This is a genomic window from Streptomyces sp. GC420, assembly GCF_009916105.1.
Classification (GTDB): Bacteria; Actinomycetota; Actinomycetes; order Streptomycetales; family Streptomycetaceae; genus Streptomyces.
Map to the genome: position 1 here is coordinate 11,756 of NZ_JAAAXQ010000053.1, position 17,289 is coordinate 29,044.

Genomic DNA, 17,289 nt, shown 5'->3' on the forward strand with positions numbered 1-17,289 from the left:
GATAACGTGATCGGACCCTGTGCCGACGGGTCCGTGGTCGGTACCGTGCCGGTTCCGGGGGCCGACGAGGACGGGAACAGATGGATTCGCACGACGACGAGAGCCGCACGGCGCGGGACGGTGAGAGCGGCCCGCCCCCCGCGGGCATCGCCGCGCTCTCGCTCCCGTACCAGCTGGTCGCGGCGGTCGCGCTGGCGGTCACGGGCGTGCTCGCCCTGCTCCACGTAGGGATGATCTTCCTGCACGTCGCGCCGCCGAACACGATCACCAAGCAGCACGGCGAGGCCGTCTCGGACTGGATCTACCCGGAGTTCGAGCAGAACTGGAAGCTGTTCGCCCCCAACCCGCTCCAGCAGAACATCGCGGTCCAGGTGCGCGCCCAGGTCCGGCGCCCCGACGGCGAGCTGCGCACCACCGGCTGGCGCGACCTGTCGGCCGAGGACGGCGCGGCGATAGACGGCAACCCCGTTCCGAGCCACACCCAGCAGAACGAACTGCGCCGGGCCTGGGACTTCTACACCGGAGCGCACGCCGACGAAGACCGGTCGAGCGGGCTGCGCGGCGAGCTCTCCGAGCGGTACATCCGCCGGATCGTCATGCTCAGGCTCGGCACCGAGGAGGCGGGCGGAACCGTGGAACGCATACAGCTGCGGTCGCGGGCGACCGCCGTCGCGCCGCCCGACTGGAGCGACGAACGCATCGACACCAAGCCGGTGGACCGGACGCTGCCCTGGTGGACGGTGACGGAGGCCGACCTCCCGGACGGCCGTGAGGACCCGGAGCCCGCCGGCCGCCCGGCCGGTGCCGCCGCCGCCCCGGACGGTCCTGGCGGCCCGGCGCGGGCGGAGGCGAGCGTCCGATGAGCGGGCTCGCCCGAACCCTGGCGAAGGGCGTGCACCGTGTCACCGCCACCGCTCTCGGCCCGTACCAGAGCGCCGTGGTCCGGATCGGCTTCGCCGGCACCTGGCTGTTGTTCCTGCTGCGCGAGTTCCCGGTCCGGCACGAGCTGTACGGGCCCGGCGGCCCCTGGAGCTTCGACCTGGCGCAGCGGCTGATATCGGACAACGGCGCCTTCACCGTGCTGATGTGGTCCGACGCGCGTCTCTGGTTCGAATTCGTCTACGCCCTGTCGATGGTGGCCGCCGCGCTGCTGATGCTGGGCTGGCGCACCAGGAGCATGTCCGTCCTGTTCATGATCGGCGTGCTGTCGCTTCAGAACCGCAGCGTCTTCGTGGGCGACGGCGGGGACAACGTCATCCACCTGATGGCGCTCTACCTGGTGCTGACACGCTGCGCCCAGGTCTGGTCGCTGGACGCCCGCCGCGCCCGCAGGCACCCGGAGAGCCGGGAAGCCCGCGATCCGGCGGGGATCGTCCTGTGGGTCGTCCTGGGTCTCGGGCTGGCCGCCGCGCAGCTGCTCGGCCGCACCGGCCTGACCTGGACCGACGGGCCGCTGCCCTGGGTGGGCTGGTCCGCCGTCCTGTGGGGCCTGTGGCTGGTGCAGGCCGCCTGGTGGGCGGTGAAGCGGTATGCGCCGGGGGAGCCGCGGGTGCTGCTGGACGTGCTCGCCAATCTGGCCCACAATGCGGCCCTGCTGGTGATCATGGTGGAGGTCTGCCTGATCTACGCCACGGCCGGCTGGTACAAGATCCAGGGCTCCCGCTGGCAGGACGGCACAGCCCTCCACTATCCGCTGCACCTGGACTACTTCACGCCCTGGACGGGCCTGTCCGAGCTGATGGCGGCGAACGGCACCATGGTGATGGCGGTGAGCTACGGCACCGTGATCGTGCAGGTGGCCTTCCCGTTCACGCTGTTCAACCGGCGGGTCAAGAACGTGCTGCTGGCCGGGATGATGCTGGAGCACGCGGCGATAGCCGTGATCCTGGGGCTGCCCTTCTTCTCACTGGCCATGATCACCGCCGACTCGGTCTTCCTGCCGACGGGCTTCCTGCGCCGGGTCGGTGATCTGGCGAACCGGACCCGGCGCGGTCTGCGGTCGAGGCTGCGCAGGCGCCTGCCCGCCTCGCTGCGGCGGCCGGTGCCCGGTCAGCGCGGGCCGAGCGAGGACGAGGAACCCGTACGGTTGATGGCGCCATGAACATCACCACCGAAGACACCGGCCGGACCGTGCGGCAGTGGCGCTCGGCCGCGGCCGAGCCCGGCACCGTCCTGCTCGACGGGTTCCACACGCTCAAGCACGCCCTGCGGTTCGGCGCCGGTGTGCGGCTCGCGGTGACCGCGGACCGGGCGGGGACGCTGGAACTGGCGCGGTCACTGGCCGGGGATCTGACAGCCGAGCTCGACGCGATTCTCGTGGAGGTGCCGGAGCGGGAACTGAAGGGCCTGCTGACGCGCGTGCACCCCACCGGGGTGGCCGCGCTGGCCGGGCGGCGCGGCCGCGCGGCGAACCTCGCGGCCCTTCACGCCCGTCCCCGCACCGCACCCGCCGTCGTCCTCGACAATCCGCGCAACCTCGGCAACGTCGGGGCCGTCGTGCGGCTGGCCGCGGGGTTCGGGGTGACCGGGGTGGTGACCACGGGGGACATCGATCCCTGGCACCCCAATGCCGTACGGGCCGGGGCGGGGCTGCACTACGCCACCGCCGTGGAGCGGCTGGACGTGACCGAGCTGCCGCCGGGGCCGCTGTACGCGCTGGACCCGGAGGGCGAGGACATCAGGTCCCTCACCCTGCCCGACGACGCGCTGCTGGCCTTCGGCTCGGAACGGCACGGCATCTCGCCGGAGCTGCGGGCCCGCGCCGACCGCCTGGTTTCCCTGCCGATGCGCCCGCAGGTGTCCAGCTACAACCTGGCCACGAGCGTGGCCATGACGCTGTTCCACTGGGGCGGGCCCCCGCCGCAGGGCGGCCCGCCCCAGTAGCTTCCCGCCGCGCCCCGACCGGGCCGGCTAGGCCTGGCGCCGCACCTCCACCACGCGGAAGCGGTTGGCGACGAACGCGCCGTCGCACAGCGCGGAGTTCGCCGCGGGGTTGCCGCCCGAGCCGTGGAAGTCGGAGAAGGCCGCAGTCTGGTTGACGTACACCCCGCCGGTGAGGTTCAGGGAGAGCTGGGCGCACTCCTCCAGGCAGACCTCCACGACGGCGCGCTCCGTCCGCTCCGACGTCGTGTACGCCCCGACCGTCATCGCGCCCTTCTCGCGGATCGTGCGCCGCAGCAGCTCCACCCCGGCGGCTGCGGAGTCCACGGCGACCGCGAAGGCCACCGGGCCGAAGCACTCGGACAGATACGCCGTCTCGGCGTCGGGCTTGGAGCCGTCGAGCCTGACGACGACCGGGGTCCGCACCACCGCGTCCGGGAACTCGGGGCTGCTCACCTCGCGGGAGGCGAGCGCCACCTCGCCGAGGGCGGGAGCGGCCTCCAGACGTTCCCGCACGCCCGGGTTGACGATCGCCCCGAGCAGGCCGGCCGCCCGCGCGTCGTCGCCCAGCAGGCCCGCCACCGCGGCCGACAGGTCGGCGACCACCTCGTCGTAGGACTTGGGGCCGGCGTCGGTCGTGATGCCGTCACGGGGGATGAGGAGGTTCTGCGGGGTGGTGCACATCTGGCCGCTGTAGAGGGACAGCGAGAAGGCCAGGTTGGACAGCATGCCCTTGTAGTCGTCGGTCGACTCGACGAGGACGGTGTTGACGCCGGCCTTCTCCGTGTACACCTGGGCCTGGCGGGCGTTGGCCTCCAGCCAGTCGCCGAACTCCGTCGAGCCGGTGTAGTCGATGATCCGGATCTCGGGGCGCAGGGCCAGCGCCCTGGCGATGCCCTCGCCGGGCCGCTCGGCGGCCAGTGCCACCAGGTTGGGGTCGAAGCCCGCCTCGGCGAGCGCCTCGCGGGCGATCCGGACGGTCAGCGCGAGCGGCAGCACCGCCCGCGGATGCGGCTTGACCAGGACCGGGTTGCCGGTGGCCAGGGAGGCGAACAGCCCGGGGTAGCCGTTCCAGGTGGGGAAGGTGTTGCAGCCGATCATCAGCGCGATGCCGCGCGGCACCGCTGTGAAGGACTTGCGCAGGTTCAGCGGGTCCCGCTTGCCCTGGGGCTTGGACCAGTCGGCCGTCTCGGGCGTGCGGACCTGCTCGGCGTAGGCGTAGGCCACCGCTTCCAGGCCGCGGTCCTGGGCGTGCGGGCCGCCTGCCTGGAAGGCCATCATGAAGGCCTGACCGCTGGTGTGCATCACGGCGTGCGCCAGCTCCAGTGAGCGGGCGCTGATCCTGGCCAGGATCTCCAGGCAGACCACGGCCCGCGTTTCGGGGCCCGCGTCCCGCCAGGCGGCCATTCCCGCGCGCATCGCCGGCAGCAGCACGTCGGGATCCGCGTGCGGGTACTCGACGCGCAGCTCGGGCCCGAAGGGGGAGACCTCGCCGCCCTCGTCCGGCCCGGGTCCCGTCCAGCCGTCCGTGCCGGGCTGGCCGAGCTCGAAACGGCTGCCGAGCAGGGCGTCGAAGGCGGCCTTGCCCTCGGCCGGCCCCAGGGAGCCGTTCTCGCCGTACGCCTTGGGGTGCTCGGGGTGGGGGGACCAGTAGGCACGAGTGCGGATCGCCTCGAGGGCCCGGTCGAGGGTGGGGCGGTGCTTCTCGATCAGGTACGGGGCGGTGAGCTCGGCGGCCATTGCGGACCAACTCCTCGTCGAGCCGGGCGGGACAGGCGGACAGAGGTTAGATTAACCGAACGATCGGTCGGGACAAGAGTGCCCGCGGGACCTGTGGAAAACTCACTCCGGGCACTCGGGGAGGATCAGGTCATGACAGAGAACACCCGGTCCGCCGAATGGCGGCCGATAGCCCCTTCCGGCCAGGTCGCCGTCGTCGGCACCGGCACCATGGGCCAGGGAATCGCGCAGGTCGCCCTGGTCGCGGGCCATCCCGTCCGGCTCTACGACTCCGCCCCGGGCCGCGCGGAGCAGGCCGCCCGGGCGATCCTCGGCCGCCTCGACCGGCTCGTGGAGAAGGGCCGCATGGACGGCGCCGAACGCGAGGCGGCGGCGCGGCGGCTGACGCCGGCGGCGGAACCGGCCGACCTCGCCGGGTCGGTCCTCGTCGTGGAGGCGATCGTCGAGGTGCTCGACGTGAAGCAGCGCCTCTTCGCCGGCCTTGAGGAGGTCGTCGCCGACGACTGCCTGCTCGCGACCAACACCTCCTCTCTGTCCGTGACCGCCGTCGCGGGCGCCCTGCGCCGCCCCGGCCGCTTCGTGGGCCTGCACTTCTTCAACCCGGCTCCTCTGCTCCCGCTGGTCGAGGTCGTCTCCGGGGCCGCCACCGACGAGGAGGCCGCCGGCACCGCGTACGAGACGGCCCGGGCCTGGGGCAAGACCCCCGTGCGCTGCGCCGACACACCCGGCTTCATCGTCAACCGCGTCGCGCGGCCCTTCTACGCCGAGGCCTTCGCCGTCCTCGAACAGCGGGGCGCGGATCCGGCCACCATCGACGCGGTGATGCGGGAGTGCGGCGGCTTCAAGATGGGCCCCTTCGAGCTCACCGACCTGATCGGGCAGGACGTCAACGAGGCCGTCACACGGTCCGTGTGGGAGTCCTTCTTCCACGACCCGAAGTTCACGCCCTCGCTCGCCCAGCGCCGCCTCGTGGAGTCGGGACGGCTCGGCCGCAAGAGCGGTCACGGCTGGTACGACCACGCCGAGGGCGCGCGGCGGCCGCAGCCGCACACGGCGGCCCCCGCCCCGGCGCCCTCCGCCGTCACCGTCGCAGGAGACCTGGGCCCGGCGGCGGAGCTGGTGCCGATGATGGAGGAGGCGGGGATCAGGGTCAGGCACAGCGAGGAGGGCGGCGGTCACATCAAGCTGCCCGGCGGCGGGGAACTGGGTCTCACCGACGGCGAGACGGCCGTGGAGTACGAGAACGTCGTCTTCTTCGACCTCGCGCTGGACTACCGGACGGCTACCCGCGTCGCGCTGGCCGCCTCTCCGGACACCCCCGAGTACACCGTGCAGGCCGCGACGGGGCTCTTCCAGGCGATGGGCAAGCAGGTGAGCATCATCGACGACGTCCCCGGCATGATCGTCGCCCGCACCGTCGCGATGCTCGTCGACGTCGCCGCCGACGCGGTGGCCAGGGGCGTCGCCACCGAGGAGGACATCGACACGGCGATGCGGCTCGGTGTGAACTACCCGCGCGGACCGCTGGAGTGGGCGCGTGACCTCGGGCCCGCCGGATTCCACGACCTGCTCAGGGCCATGCACGAACGCTGCCCCACGGGCCGCTACGCCCCCTCCCTCGGCCTGCGGCGCCGTGCGTACGCCGACACGGATGTGACCCCCTCATGACCGTCCCCAGGAGAGAACGCGACACCTACACCCCGGAATCGCTGCTCGCGGTCGCGGTGACGGTCTTCAACGAGCGCGGCTACGACGGCACGTCCATGGAGCACCTCTCCCGCGCCGCCGGCATCTCCAAGTCGTCCATCTACCACCACGTGGCGGGCAAGGAGGAACTGCTGCGACGGGCGGTCAGCCGGGCGCTCGACGGGCTCTTCGGGATCCTGGAGGAGCAGAGCGCGCGCGAGGGGCGCGCGGTGGCGCGGCTGGAGTACGTCACGCGCCGCACGGTGGAGGTCCTGATGGCGGAACTCCCGTACGTGACGCTGCTGCTGAGGGTGCGCGGCAACACCGCCACGGAGCGCTGGGCCATGGAGCGCCGCCGAGAGTTCGACCAGGAGGTCGCCGAACTGCTGAAGGCGGCCGTGGCGGACGGCGACCTGCGGGCGGACGTGGACGTACGGCTGGCGACCAGGCTGCTGTTCGGAATGATCAACTCGATGGTGGAGTGGTACCGGCCCGAGGGGCACCGGCACAGCCACGAACGCGCGGAGGTCGTCGACACCGTGGTGCGGATGGCCTTCGACGGGCTCCGTACGGGCGGCTGAACCGTCGCCGGGTCGGGCGCACGGGCCCGGAGCCGTACGGTCCGGGCGTGCGGTGCGATCAGTTCTCCGGCGGCTCCGGATCCAGGTCGGTCTCCTCGAAGACCAGCAGGGTGCGCGTGCTGAGCACCTCGGGGATCGACTGGATCCGGGTCAGCACGAGCTCGCGCAGCGCCCGGTTGTCGGGGGTGTGCACCAGCAGCAGTACGTCGAAATCTCCGCTGACCAGGGCGATGTGTGCCGCGCCGGGCAGCTCCTGGAGCTTCTCGCGCACCGTGCGCCAGGAGTTCTGCACGATCTTCAGCGTGATGTACGCGGATGCGCCCTGTCCCGCCCTCTCGTGGTCGACTCGGGCGCTGAAGCCGCGGATCACCCCGTCCTCGATGAGCCGGTTGATCCGCGCGTAGGCGTTGGCACGCGACACGTGCACCTGCTCGGCGACGGACCGTATCGAGGCCCGGCCGTCCGCGCGCAGCAGCCGCAGGATGGCCCGGTCGATGGAGTCGAGGGGTCTGGCCGGTTGCGCCGGTTCCGTGGCGCGCGTGGCCAGGGGAGGGACGGGGGGCACCGGCTCCGCCGGCTCGTCGGCCATCCGTTCAGCTGCCATGCCCCTGTGCCTCCCCGTTGTGGACGTCCTGCTTCTGTTTATCGCCGCGCAGGACCGATTTTCCACAGGCTGAGGGTGCCTGTAGCCAAAATGTGCCGGCAACCGAACAATCGGTAGGTGAGGCGCGCCACACTCACGTGCCCGCTCGCTCAGTGCATTCCCCCTTCGTGATCAGTACGTGATCAGCCCCGACTCCCACAAGGAGGTGCTCGCCATGACGGTCCAAGAGCTGCCCGGCGCGTCGTACCGGCCCAGCCCCCCGCCCGCCTGGAAGCCGCGGACGGACCCCGAGCCGCTGCTGCCGGACCGGGAGCCGTACCGCGTGCTGGGCACCGGGGCGGCGGCCCGGTTCGACGGGGCGCTCGCCGTGCGCCTCCACGCCGAGCTGGTGCGCGGCCGGAGGTACAACGCGCAGGCCACCGCGCTCACCAAGCAGGGCCGGCTCGCCGTCTACCCGTCGAGCACCGGACAGGAGGCCTGCGAGGTCGCCGCCGCGGTGGCGCTCCAGGACCAGGACTGGCTCTTCCCCAGCTACCGCGACACCCTCGCCGCGGTCGCCCGCGGAGTGGACCCCGTGCAGGCGCTGACCCTGCTGCGCGGCGACTGGCACTCCGGGTACGACCCGCGCGAGCACCGCGTCGCCCCGCTGTCCACGCCACTGGCCACCCAGCTCCCGCACGCCGTGGGCCTGGCCCACGCCGCCCGGCTGAAGGGCGACGACGTCGTGGCCCTCGCCATGGTCGGCGACGGCGGCACGAGCGAGGGCGACTTCCACGAGGCGCTCAACTTCGCCGCCGTCTGGAAGGCGCCGGTCGTCTTCCTGGTGCAGAACAACGGCTTCGCGATCTCCGTTCCGCTGGCCAAGCAGACCGCCGCCCCGTCCCTGGCACACAAGGCCGTCGGATACGGAATGCCGGGGCGGCTGGTCGACGGCAACGACGTGCTCGCGGTGCACGAGGTGCTGACCGACGCCGTGCGCCGGGCCCGCGCGGGCGGCGGCCCGACCCTGGTCGAGGCCGTCACCTACCGGATCGACGCCCACACCAACGCCGACGACGCCACCCGCTACCGCGGCGACACCGAGGTGGCGGCCTGGCGGGAGCACGACCCGATAGCCCTTCTGGAGCACGAGCTCACCGGGCGCGGACTGCTGGACGAGGGCGCCGTACGGGCCGCCAAGGACGCCGCCGAGGAGATGGCGGCCGGCCTGCGGGAGCGGATGAACGCCGACCCGGTGCTCGACCCGATGGAACTGTTCGCGCACGTCTATGCCGAGCCCACCCCGCAGCTGCGGGAGCAGCGGGCGATGCTGCGCGCGGAACTCGACGCGGAGGCAGGAGCATGACGACCGTCGCGCAGAAGGCGGCGAAGCCGGCCACGATGGCGCAGGCGCTGGGGCGGGCCCTGCGCGACGCGATGGCCGAGGACCCCACCGTCCATGTGATGGGTGAGGACGTCGGCACGCTCGGCGGCGTCTTCAGGATCACCGACGGTCTCACCAAGGAGTTCGGCGAGGACCGCTGCACGGACACCCCGCTCGCCGAGGCCGGCATTCTCGGAACGGCCGTCGGCATGGCGATGTACGGGCTGCGGCCCGTCGTGGAGATGCAGTTCGACGCGTTCGCCTATCCCGCGTTCGAGCAGCTCATCAGCCATGTGGCCCGGATGCGCAACAGGACGCGCGGCGCGATGCCGCTGCCGATCACCGTGCGGGTGCCGTACGGCGGCGGGATCGGCGGCGTCGAGCACCACAGCGACTCCTCGGAGGCCTACTACATCGCCACCCCCGGCCTGCACGTGGTGACCCCTGCGACGGTCGAGGACGCGTACGGGCTGCTCAGGGCCTCGATCGCCTCGGACGACCCGGTCGTCTTCCTTGAGCCCAAGCGGCTCTACTGGTCGAAGGCCGAGTGGTCGCCGGACGCCCCGGCGGCCGTGGAGCCCATAGGCAGGGCTGTCGTGCGGCGCACCGGCCGCAGCGCGACCCTGATCACCTACGGACCCTCGCTGCCCGTGTGCATGGAGGCTGCCGAGGCGGCACGGACGGAGGGCTGGGACCTCGAGGTCGTCGACCTGCGGTCCCTGGTGCCCTTCGACGACGAGACGGTGTGCGCGTCGGTCCGCAGGACCGGCCGGGCGGTCGTCGTCCACGAGTCGGGCGGCTTCGGCGGCCCCGGCGGCGAGATCGCCGCCCGGATCACCGAGCGCTGCTTCCACCATCTGGAGGCGCCCGTGCTCCGCGTCGCGGGCTTCGACATCCCGTACCCGCCGCCGATGCTGGAGCGTCACCACCTGCCGGGCGTCGACCGGATCCTGGACGCGGTGGCCCGTCTGCAGTGGGAGGCGGAGAACTGATGCCCGAGGTCAAGGAATTCACGCTGCCCGACCTCGGCGAGGGGCTCACCGAGGCGGAGATCGTCCGCTGGCTGGTGGAGGTCGGCGAGGTGGTCGCCGTCGACCAGCCGGTCGTGGAGGTCGAGACGGCCAAGGCGGTCGTCGAGGTGCCGTGTCCCTACGGCGGTGTGGTCACGGCCCGGTTCGGCGAGCCCGGCTCGGAACTCCCGGTCGGTGCCCCGTTGATCACGGTCGCTGTGGGCTCGCCCCCGAACGGGACGGACGGGACCAGTGGGCCCGGCGGGGCCAGTGGCACTGGCGGTTCGGAGCGGGCCGGTGAGGCCGGCTCCGGCGTGTCCGCCTCCTCGCGGGACGGTGCGGCTCCCGGCGGCGCGGCGGCCACGGAGGGTTCCGGCAATGTCCTGGTCGGCTACGGCACGGGGGCGCCCGCCGCGCGCAGGCGGCGGATACGGCCCGTCGTCGCCGACGGCGCCGCGGCGGCCCATGGCCGGGCACCGGCGGCACCGGCCGCACCGGCTGCACCGGCTGCACCAAGTGCACCGGCCGCACCGGACGTGGTCCGCGCCGACGGGCCCGTACCGGTCATCTCCCCGCTCGTACGGAAGACGGCCAGGGAGCACGGCATCGACCTGCGGCGGCTGGCCGGCTCCGGCCCCGACGGGCTGATCACGCGGGCCGACGTGGAGGCCGCGCTGAAGCGCGCACAGGCCGTGGAAGCCACCGCGCCCGCAGCTCCCGCGGTGTTCGCCGCGCAGGCCGCATCCGCCACGGCGGCCGTCTCACCGGCCGCGAGCTCCCCGGCGGGCGAGCGGGTGCCCCTGCGAGGGGTGCGCGGCGCCGTCGCGGAGAAGCTGTCGCGCAGCCGGCGCGAGATACCGGACGCGACCTGCTGGGTGGACGCCGACGCGACGGAGCTGATGGCGGCCCGTACGGCCATGAACGCCGCCGGAGGCCCGAAGATCTCGCTGATCGCGCTGCTGGCACGGATCTGCACGGCCGCCCTCGCCCGGTTCCCGGAACTCAACTCCACCGTGGACACCGAGGCCCGCGAGGTCGTACGGCTGCCCGAGGTGCACCTCGGCTTCGCCGCCCAGACCCCGCGCGGGCTCGTCGTGCCCGTCGTGCGCGACGCGCACACCCGCGACGCGGAGTCGCTGAGTGCCGAGTTCGCCCGCCTGACGGAGTCGGCGCGGGCCGGGACGCTGACGCCCGGCGAGCTGACCGGCGGGACGTTCACGCTGAACAACTACGGAGTGTTCGGGGTGGACGGCTCGACGCCGATCATCAACCACCCCGAGGCGGCGATGCTCGGCGTCGGCCGGATCGTGCCCAAGCCGTGGGTCCACGAGGGAGAGTTGGCGGTGCGGCAGGTCGTCCAGCTGTCGCTGACCTTCGATCACCGGGTCTGCGACGGCGGCACGGCGGGGGGTTTCCTGCGGTATGTGGCGGACTGCGTCGAGCGGCCGGCGGTGCTGCTGCGCACGCTCTGACGTTCCGGGACCCCGGGGCCCGGTCCGTGGCCGGTCGTGCCCATACTCGGTGGGTGACCTCGACATCGGCCTCATCCCCGACGCCGTCGGCGAACGACGCCGGTGACACCGTCGCGGCGTACGACGCCGTCGTACTCGCAGGCGGTGCCGCCACCCGGCTCGGCGGCGCCGACAAGCCCGGTGTGAGCGTGGGCGGGCGCCCGCTGCTCGACCGGGTGCTGAGCGCCTGCGCCGGCGCCGCCACCACGGTCGTCGTCGGCGGGCGCCGGCCGACCGCCCGCCGTGTGGAGTGGGCCCGCGAGGACCCGCCGGGTGGCGGGCCGCTCGCGGCGCTCGACGCGGGGCTGCGCCGGGCAGGGGAGGCGGACCGTCTCGTCGTGCTTTCCGCGGACCTGCCGTTCCTGACCTCGGGCACGGTGGGGCAGCTGCTGGGCAGGCTCGGCGAGGACCCCGCGTGCGAGGGTGTGCTTGCCGTCGACGACTCGGGACGCGACCAGCCGCTGGTGGCGGCGTACCGCGCGGAACCGCTGCGCCGCGAACTCGCCCTGCTGGCGACGGAGCACGGCAGCCTGCGCGGCCTGCCGCTGCGGCTTCTCACCGCCGAGTTGCGGCTGGCCCGGCTGCCCGCGGCCGGGGGCGCCGCCTTCGACTGCGACACCTGGGACGACGTCTCCACAGCCAGGGCCCGCATCAGGGAGCATGGGCGTGTGTTGGACGAATGGATCACCGCAGTCAAGGACGAGTTGGGCATCGAGCTGGACGTGGACACGGGCGTACTGCTCGACCTCGCGCGCGATGCCGCCCACGGAGTCGCGCGCCCGGCCGCGCCGCTGACCACCTTCCTCGTCGGGTACGCGGCCGCGCGGTCGGCCGGGGGCGGGCGTGAAGCCGTGGCCGAGGCCGCGGCGAAGGCGGCGGCCCTCGCCGAGCGCTGGGCCCGTGAGGGCGAGGCGGAGGGCGGGGCCGACGACGGCCCGGACGCGGGATGACTCCGCCCGCCCGGCCGCCCGGCCCCGCCCGGCCGCCCGAGGAAGACGACCGGGCCTTCGACGACGCTCTCGCCCTCGTCAACGGCCCGGCGCCCGCGGGGCAAGCGGCGGAATCCGGGGGGACGCCGAGCGCGGCACCCGGGCCAGCGAGCCGGGGGCCGGGCGCAGCGCCGGATGCGCCGGGCGGTGGCCGTGAGGTGACGGACCGTGCGGGCGCGCGGGGGCTCGGCAGCAGGGAGGCCGGGGCGTCGCAGACCCGGGGCCCCGACGGTGCGCGGACTGCCGCGCCGCACCGCGCCGCCGACACGGGCAACGGCACCGGTAACGGCACCGGCCCTGGCGGCGCACCCCGGACCGAGGAAGGGAAACCCGTCGTGGGAACGCACCGGGAAGGCGCCGTGGGCTGGGCCGAGGCCCGGGACCGGGCACGCCGCGCGGGGCGCTCGGCGCCCGGGCGGACCGAGCGGGTGGCTCTGGAGCGGGCCTTCGGCCGGGTGCTGGCCGAGCCGCTGACGGCACTGACGGACCTGCCGTCGTTCGACACGTCCGCGATGGACGGATGGGCGGTGGCCGGCCCAGGGCCCTGGCGGATCGACGCGGGTACGGGAGTGCTCGCGGGGCAGAGCGAGCCGGAGGCGCTGGAGGACGGCCGGGCGGTGCGGATCGCGACCGGGGCCCGGATCCCGTCCGGGGCGACGGCCGTCATCCGCAGCGAGCACGGACGGACCACGGACGGGGACGGGGGCGGGCAGCTGCGCACGCCGCACGAGGTGAGCCCCGGCCAGGACATCAGGCCCCGCGGCCAGGAGTGCCGCAGCGGGGACGAGCTCATCCCGTCCGGCTCGCTCGTCACGCCCGCCGTGCTGGGACTGGCCGCCGCCGCCGGCTACGACGAGCTGGTCACACTGGCCCGGCCGCGCGTCGAGGTCCTTGTCCTCGGCGACGAACTGCTGGCCGAAGGCCTCCCCCACGACGGACTGATCCGGGACGCGCTGGGCCCGATGCTCGGCCCCTGGCTGACCGGACTGGGCGCCGAGGTGCTCTCCACCCGGCGGCTGGGCGACGACGCTGAGGCCCTGTTCAAGGCCGTCACCACGTCCCCCGCCGAGCTGATCGTGACGACCGGCGGCACGGCGGCCGGTCCCGTCGACCATGTGCACCCGATCCTGCGCAGGGCGGGTGCCGAACTGCTCGTCGACTCGGTGGCGGTGCGCCCCGGGCACCCGATGCTGCTGGCGCGCCTCGGCGGACACCGGCACCTGGTCGGCCTGCCGGGCAACCCGCTCGCCGCGGTCTCCGGCCTGCTGACGCTCGCCGAGCCGCTGCTGCGTCCGTACCGCGCGGAGCCGCGGACCGTGCCCGTACGGGACGCCGTGCAGGGCCACCCCCGGGACACCCGGCTGGTACCGGTCGTGCACCACGGGCAGGAGGCCCAGGTGCTGCGCTACAACGGCCCGGCCATGCTGCGCGGCGTCGCCGCCGCGGACGGGCTGGCCGTCGTGCCGCCCGGCGGGGCCGCGCCGGGCCGGGAACTGGAGATCCTCGACCTTCCCTGGAGGACCGCGCGGTGAAGCTGCCCGGACACGACACCATCGCCCGGCGCGCGGAGGAGAGACAGCTCGACATCCGCATCAAGCTGCCCCGTCAGGACGTCGTCCAGCCGATGCACCAGGTCATACGGCGTCTGCTGATGGCACTCGGGGTGCTGCTGGTGACCGTGCTCATCGTGTACCTCGACCGCGAGGGTTACCACGACAACGCCGACGAATCGCTCGACCTGCTGGACTGCTTCTACTACGCCACCGTCACCCTCTCCACCACCGGGTACGGCGACATCGTCCCGCACAGCGACAGCGCGCGGCTGATCAACATCCTGCTCGTCACCCCGCTTCGCGTGCTCTTCCTGATCATCCTGGTCGGCACCACCCTCGAAGTGCTCACCGAGCGCACCCGCGAGGAGTGGCGGCTGTCCCGCTGGAGGTCCACCTTGCGCTACCACACCGTCGTCGTCGGGTTCGGCACCAAGGGCCGTTCCGCGCTGCTCACCCTGCGTGCCACGGGCCTGAAGGCGGAACAGGTCGTGGTCGTGGATCCCAGTGAGAAAGTGATCGAGGCGGCGACCGCCGACGGTTTCGCCGGGGTGGTGGGCGACGCCACCCGCAGCGAGGTGCTGCTGCGCGCCGAGGTGCACAAGGCCAAGCAGATCATCATCGCCACGCAGCGCGACGACACCGCGGTCCTGGTCGCCCTCACGGCCCGTCAGCTCAACCGCGCGGCGAAGATCGTGGCCGCGGTGCGCGAGGAGGAGAACGCGCCGCTGCTGCGCCAGTCGGGCGCCGACGCGGTGATCACCAGCGCCAGTGCGGCCGGCCGGCTGCTCGGTCTGTCCTGCCTCAGCCCCAGCGCGGGCACCGTCATGGAGGACCTGATCCAGCAGGGCAGCGGCCTGGACCTCGTCGAACGGCCGGTGATAAAGGCCGAGGTGGGGAAGAGCGTCCGGGAGACGGAGGACCTGGTTGTCAGCGTGCTGCGCGGGCACCGGCTGCTCGGGTACGACGACCCGGAGGCGAGCCCGCTCCAGCTGACGGACCGGCTGATCACCATTGTGCGGGTGTCGCCGAGCGGACGCCCGCCCGTCGAGACCAGGCCGCTGCCGCCCGTGTGACGTACCGGTCGGCTCCGCCCAGGGGTCCTGTGCGCCCACGGGACCCACGGGCCGGCCGGCTCCGCCGCGACCCGTCCCTCCTACGCTGTACGCCGTACGCCGACGGGCCCCGTGAAATCGCCCGGAGGCCCGGAGTAGCCTCCCCGTCATGCATGCGATCACCATTCCCCAGCCGGGCGGACCCGAGGCCTTGATCTGGGCCGAGGTCCCGGACCCGGTGCCCACCGAGGGCGAGGTCCTGGTCGAGGTCGCGGCGGCCGGCGTCAACCGCGCCGATCTGCTGCAGCGCCAGGGCTTCTACGATCCCCCGCCAGGCGCCTCCCCGTATCCCGGTCTGGAGTGCTCGGGCCGGATCGTCGCGCTGGGGCCCGGGGTGTCCGGCTGGGCCGTCGGTGACGAGGTGTGCGCGCTGCTGAGCGGCGGCGGTTACGCCGAGAAGGTGGCCGTGCCGGCGGGCCAGCTGCTGCCGCTGCCGGAGGGGGTGGACCTGGTCACGGCCGCGGGACTGCCCGAAGTGACCTGCACGGTCTGGTCGAACGTGTTCATGGTGGCGCATCTGCGGCCTGGTGAGACCCTGCTGGTCCACGGCGGGGCGAGCGGCATCGGCACGATGGCGATCCAGCTGGCGAAGGCCGTGGGCGCGCGCGTCGCGGTGACGGCGGGTGGTCCGGAGAAACTCCAGCGGTGCCGGGAACTGGGCGCGGACATCCTCATCGACTACCGCGAGCAGGACTTCGGGGTGGAGATCCGCAAGGCCACGGACGGGGCCGGGGCCGATGTCATCTTCGACATCATCGGCGCGAAGTACCTGGACCGGAATGTGAAGGCCCTCGCGGTCAACGGTCGACTGGCGGTCATCGGCCTCCAGGGCGGCAACAAGGGCGAACTGAACCTGGGCGCGCTGCTGGCCAAGCGGGGCGCGATCACCGCGACCTCGCTGCGGGCCCGGCCGCCGGGCGAGAAGGCCGCGATCGTGGCGGCGGTGCGTGAGCACGTGTGGCCGCTGATCGGTACCGGGCGGGTGCACCCGGTGATCGACCGAACGGTCCCGATGGCGCGGGCCGCCGAGGCGCACGAGGCGCTGGATTCCGGGACGCACGTCGGGAAGGTGCTGCTCGTCCGCTGACGCCGGTTCACCTGCCGCCCCTCCCCGGCCTGTGCGCGTCCGCCCGCCCTCCGTCCGCGCCTCCGTCCGCGCCTCCGTCCGCGCCTCTGTCCGCGCCCGTCCCTTCGGTGCGCGCCCGCGTGCCGGCCGCCCCAACCCCTGCGGCTCCTCCGGGATGCCGGACTTGCGTAGGTATGTGACGCTGAGTTCGGCATCTGGAGGCTCGGCACGGGAGGGGGTCGCGAGGGTGGCCACCGGCATTTCCGCTCCTGGCCTCCGCCCGGCGGGACCGCGCCTGGCGGGGGTTGTTCTCGCCCTGACCGTGCTCTCCGCCGTTGCCCCGGTCTCCCTCGCCCGGGCGGTGGAACCCCCCTCCTCGGCCCACGCGGCGAACGCGGAAGACCCCCAGGAGCAGTTCGCCGGACGCCGGGCGGGTGAGGGACGTCCCCGGCCTGGCCGCGCCCCGTCGGAGGTGATCCCCGATCCGGCGGAGGAGGCGGAGGAGGCGGAGGAGGGCGCCGAGGGCGCCATCACCCCGACCGGGCCGACCGGACCGCCCGTCGGCCCCGGTCGTGGTGACTTTGCCGGACCCGGTCGCGAACCCGGCGGCCTGTTCCCCGGCCGGGAGCCCGGTCGTCCGTTCCCGGACCGCGAGCCCGGCCGTCCGTTCCCGGACCGGGAGCCCGGCGTCCCGGATCCCCGCCGGGACCGGGACCGGGGCCCCGGCCTCGACCCGGACCGGTACCCCGGCTCCGTCACGGGCGAGCGCCCAGGCGGAGACGGCGACGGCGACGGCGACGGGCATGGTGACGGCGACGGCGACAGCGACGGGCACACCCTCGCCGAGCCGAGGGCGTCGGCGACCGCGACGGTGGTGCCCGAGGACGAGCCGGGAACGGGAAGGGACAGGCGCTCCGGTCGGCACACGGCCGCCGAACCCTCCAGGGCGTCGGGCCAGGTCCTGGACGTGCTGCCCTTCGGGGCCGGGCTGACCCTGATCGGCCTCGGCCTGGGCTTCATCGGCCTCCGGCTGCGCAATCGCTGACATCCGCGCCGCCGGGGACACCGGCTCACGGACAGCGGCACACTCGGCATACCGGTCTGCCGCGGGGTGCCCGCCCCCCGGACCCGGCCCGACGGCCCTCGCTCGTCCCGCTGCTGTCCTCCGCCGTCACGGCCGTGGTCACCCTGGGC

15 protein-coding genes are annotated in these 17,289 nt (G+C 73.7%); 13 read left to right on the forward strand and 2 right to left on the reverse strand.

Annotated elements, in window-relative coordinates:
- The first annotated feature begins 80 nt into the window (after positions 1–80).
- Genes GUY61_RS09620 through GUY61_RS09630 form a run of 3 tightly spaced genes read left to right on the forward strand, consistent with a single transcriptional unit; the run spans position 81 to position 2,883 of the window.
- Positions 81–863, forward strand: a complete 783-nt coding sequence (locus GUY61_RS09620; protein WP_243766316.1) for a DUF5819 family protein — start codon at positions 81–83, stop codon at positions 861–863.
- The gene (locus GUY61_RS09625; RefSeq protein ID WP_243766317.1) at positions 860–2,101 is read left to right on the forward strand and encodes an HTTM domain-containing protein; all 1,242 of its coding nucleotides are present in this window, start codon (positions 860–862) and stop codon (positions 2,099–2,101) included. Before GUY61_RS09620 ends, GUY61_RS09625 begins: the two co-directional genes overlap by 4 nt.
- Complete coding sequence (locus GUY61_RS09630) at positions 2,098–2,883, forward strand: RNA methyltransferase (RefSeq protein ID WP_166629661.1); 786 nt, start codon at positions 2,098–2,100, stop codon at positions 2,881–2,883. Before GUY61_RS09625 ends, GUY61_RS09630 begins: the two co-directional genes overlap by 4 nt.
- Positions 2,884–2,910: 27 nt before the next feature.
- On the opposite strand, the gene paaN is transcribed toward GUY61_RS09630, so the two are convergent.
- Positions 2,911–4,620: a phenylacetic acid degradation protein PaaN gene (paaN, locus tag GUY61_RS09635; RefSeq protein ID WP_166629662.1), complete on the reverse strand. Its 1,710-nt coding sequence runs from the start codon at positions 4,618–4,620 to the stop codon at positions 2,911–2,913.
- Between the two features lie 132 nt (positions 4,621–4,752).
- Here paaN and GUY61_RS09640 point away from each other — a divergent pair, with 132 nt between their 5' ends.
- On the forward strand, positions 4,753–6,288 hold the full coding sequence (locus tag GUY61_RS09640; protein ID WP_166629663.1) for a 3-hydroxyacyl-CoA dehydrogenase: 1,536 nt from the start codon (positions 4,753–4,755) through the stop codon (positions 6,286–6,288).
- On the forward strand, positions 6,285–6,887 hold the full coding sequence (locus GUY61_RS09645; protein WP_166629664.1) for a TetR/AcrR family transcriptional regulator: 603 nt from the start codon (positions 6,285–6,287) through the stop codon (positions 6,885–6,887). Before GUY61_RS09640 ends, GUY61_RS09645 begins: the two co-directional genes overlap by 4 nt.
- A gap of 58 nt (positions 6,888–6,945) precedes the next feature.
- On the opposite strand, the gene GUY61_RS09650 is transcribed toward GUY61_RS09645, so the two are convergent.
- Positions 6,946–7,491 (reverse strand): Lrp/AsnC family transcriptional regulator, encoded by a 546-nt coding sequence (locus GUY61_RS09650; RefSeq protein WP_166629665.1) that lies wholly within the window; start codon positions 7,489–7,491, stop codon positions 6,946–6,948.
- Between the two features lie 214 nt (positions 7,492–7,705).
- Here GUY61_RS09650 and pdhA point away from each other — a divergent pair, with 214 nt between their 5' ends.
- The 8 genes from pdhA (at position 7,706) to GUY61_RS09690 (ending at position 17,140) form a co-directional block, all read left to right on the forward strand.
- On the forward strand, positions 7,706–8,836 hold the full coding sequence (pdhA, locus tag GUY61_RS09655) for a pyruvate dehydrogenase (acetyl-transferring) E1 component subunit alpha (protein ID WP_166629666.1): 1,131 nt from the start codon (positions 7,706–7,708) through the stop codon (positions 8,834–8,836).
- Complete coding sequence (locus GUY61_RS09660) at positions 8,833–9,846, forward strand: alpha-ketoacid dehydrogenase subunit beta (RefSeq protein ID WP_166629667.1); 1,014 nt, start codon at positions 8,833–8,835, stop codon at positions 9,844–9,846. The genes pdhA and GUY61_RS09660 overlap by 4 nt, the downstream gene beginning before the upstream one ends.
- A complete protein-coding gene (locus GUY61_RS09665; protein ID WP_166629668.1) occupies positions 9,846–11,336 on the forward strand; it encodes a dihydrolipoamide acetyltransferase family protein in 1,491 nt (496 codons plus the stop codon). The genes GUY61_RS09660 and GUY61_RS09665 overlap by 1 nt, the downstream gene beginning before the upstream one ends.
- 53 nt (positions 11,337–11,389) lie before the next feature.
- Positions 11,390–12,325: an NTP transferase domain-containing protein gene (locus GUY61_RS09670; protein WP_166629669.1), complete on the forward strand. Its 936-nt coding sequence runs from the start codon at positions 11,390–11,392 to the stop codon at positions 12,323–12,325.
- Complete coding sequence (locus GUY61_RS09675; RefSeq protein WP_166629670.1) at positions 12,322–13,896, forward strand: molybdopterin molybdotransferase MoeA; 1,575 nt, start codon at positions 12,322–12,324, stop codon at positions 13,894–13,896. The genes GUY61_RS09670 and GUY61_RS09675 overlap by 4 nt, the downstream gene beginning before the upstream one ends.
- Positions 13,893–14,990: a TrkA family potassium uptake protein gene (locus tag GUY61_RS09680; protein WP_166629671.1), complete on the forward strand. Its 1,098-nt coding sequence runs from the start codon at positions 13,893–13,895 to the stop codon at positions 14,988–14,990. Before GUY61_RS09675 ends, GUY61_RS09680 begins: the two co-directional genes overlap by 4 nt.
- A gap of 148 nt (positions 14,991–15,138) precedes the next feature.
- The gene (locus tag GUY61_RS09685) at positions 15,139–16,116 is read left to right on the forward strand and encodes an NAD(P)H-quinone oxidoreductase (RefSeq protein WP_166629672.1); all 978 of its coding nucleotides are present in this window, start codon (positions 15,139–15,141) and stop codon (positions 16,114–16,116) included.
- Positions 16,117–16,417: 301 nt separating this feature from the next.
- Positions 16,418–17,140 carry a hypothetical protein gene (locus GUY61_RS09690; RefSeq protein WP_166629647.1) on the forward strand — a complete coding sequence of 241 codons (723 nt, stop codon included), beginning with the start codon at positions 16,418–16,420 and terminating at the stop codon, positions 17,138–17,140.
- Positions 17,141–17,289: the final 149 nt, after the last annotated feature.

Excerpts from the sequence above, each read along its gene's own strand:
- GUY61_RS09620 (WP_243766316.1), top strand. The coding sequence starts at position 81 with ATGGATTCGCACGACGACGAGAGCCGCACGGCGCGGGACGGTGAGAGC.
- GUY61_RS09625 (WP_243766317.1), top strand. The coding sequence starts at position 860 with ATGAGCGGGCTCGCCCGAACCCTGGCGAAGGGCGTGCACCGTGTCACC.
- GUY61_RS09630 (WP_166629661.1), top strand. The coding sequence starts at position 2,098 with ATGAACATCACCACCGAAGACACCGGCCGGACCGTGCGGCAGTGGCGC.
- paaN (WP_166629662.1), bottom strand. The coding sequence starts at position 4,620 with ATGGCCGCCGAGCTCACCGCCCCGTACCTGATCGAGAAGCACCGCCCC.
- GUY61_RS09640 (WP_166629663.1), top strand. The coding sequence starts at position 4,753 with ATGACAGAGAACACCCGGTCCGCCGAATGGCGGCCGATAGCCCCTTCC.
- GUY61_RS09645 (WP_166629664.1), top strand. The coding sequence starts at position 6,285 with ATGACCGTCCCCAGGAGAGAACGCGACACCTACACCCCGGAATCGCTG.
- GUY61_RS09650 (WP_166629665.1), bottom strand. The coding sequence starts at position 7,491 with ATGGCAGCTGAACGGATGGCCGACGAGCCGGCGGAGCCGGTGCCCCCC.
- pdhA (WP_166629666.1), top strand. The coding sequence starts at position 7,706 with ATGACGGTCCAAGAGCTGCCCGGCGCGTCGTACCGGCCCAGCCCCCCG.
- GUY61_RS09660 (WP_166629667.1), top strand. The coding sequence starts at position 8,833 with ATGACGACCGTCGCGCAGAAGGCGGCGAAGCCGGCCACGATGGCGCAG.
- GUY61_RS09665 (WP_166629668.1), top strand. The coding sequence starts at position 9,846 with ATGCCCGAGGTCAAGGAATTCACGCTGCCCGACCTCGGCGAGGGGCTC.
- GUY61_RS09675 (WP_166629670.1), top strand. The coding sequence starts at position 12,322 with ATGACTCCGCCCGCCCGGCCGCCCGGCCCCGCCCGGCCGCCCGAGGAA.
- GUY61_RS09685 (WP_166629672.1), top strand. The coding sequence starts at position 15,139 with ATGCATGCGATCACCATTCCCCAGCCGGGCGGACCCGAGGCCTTGATC.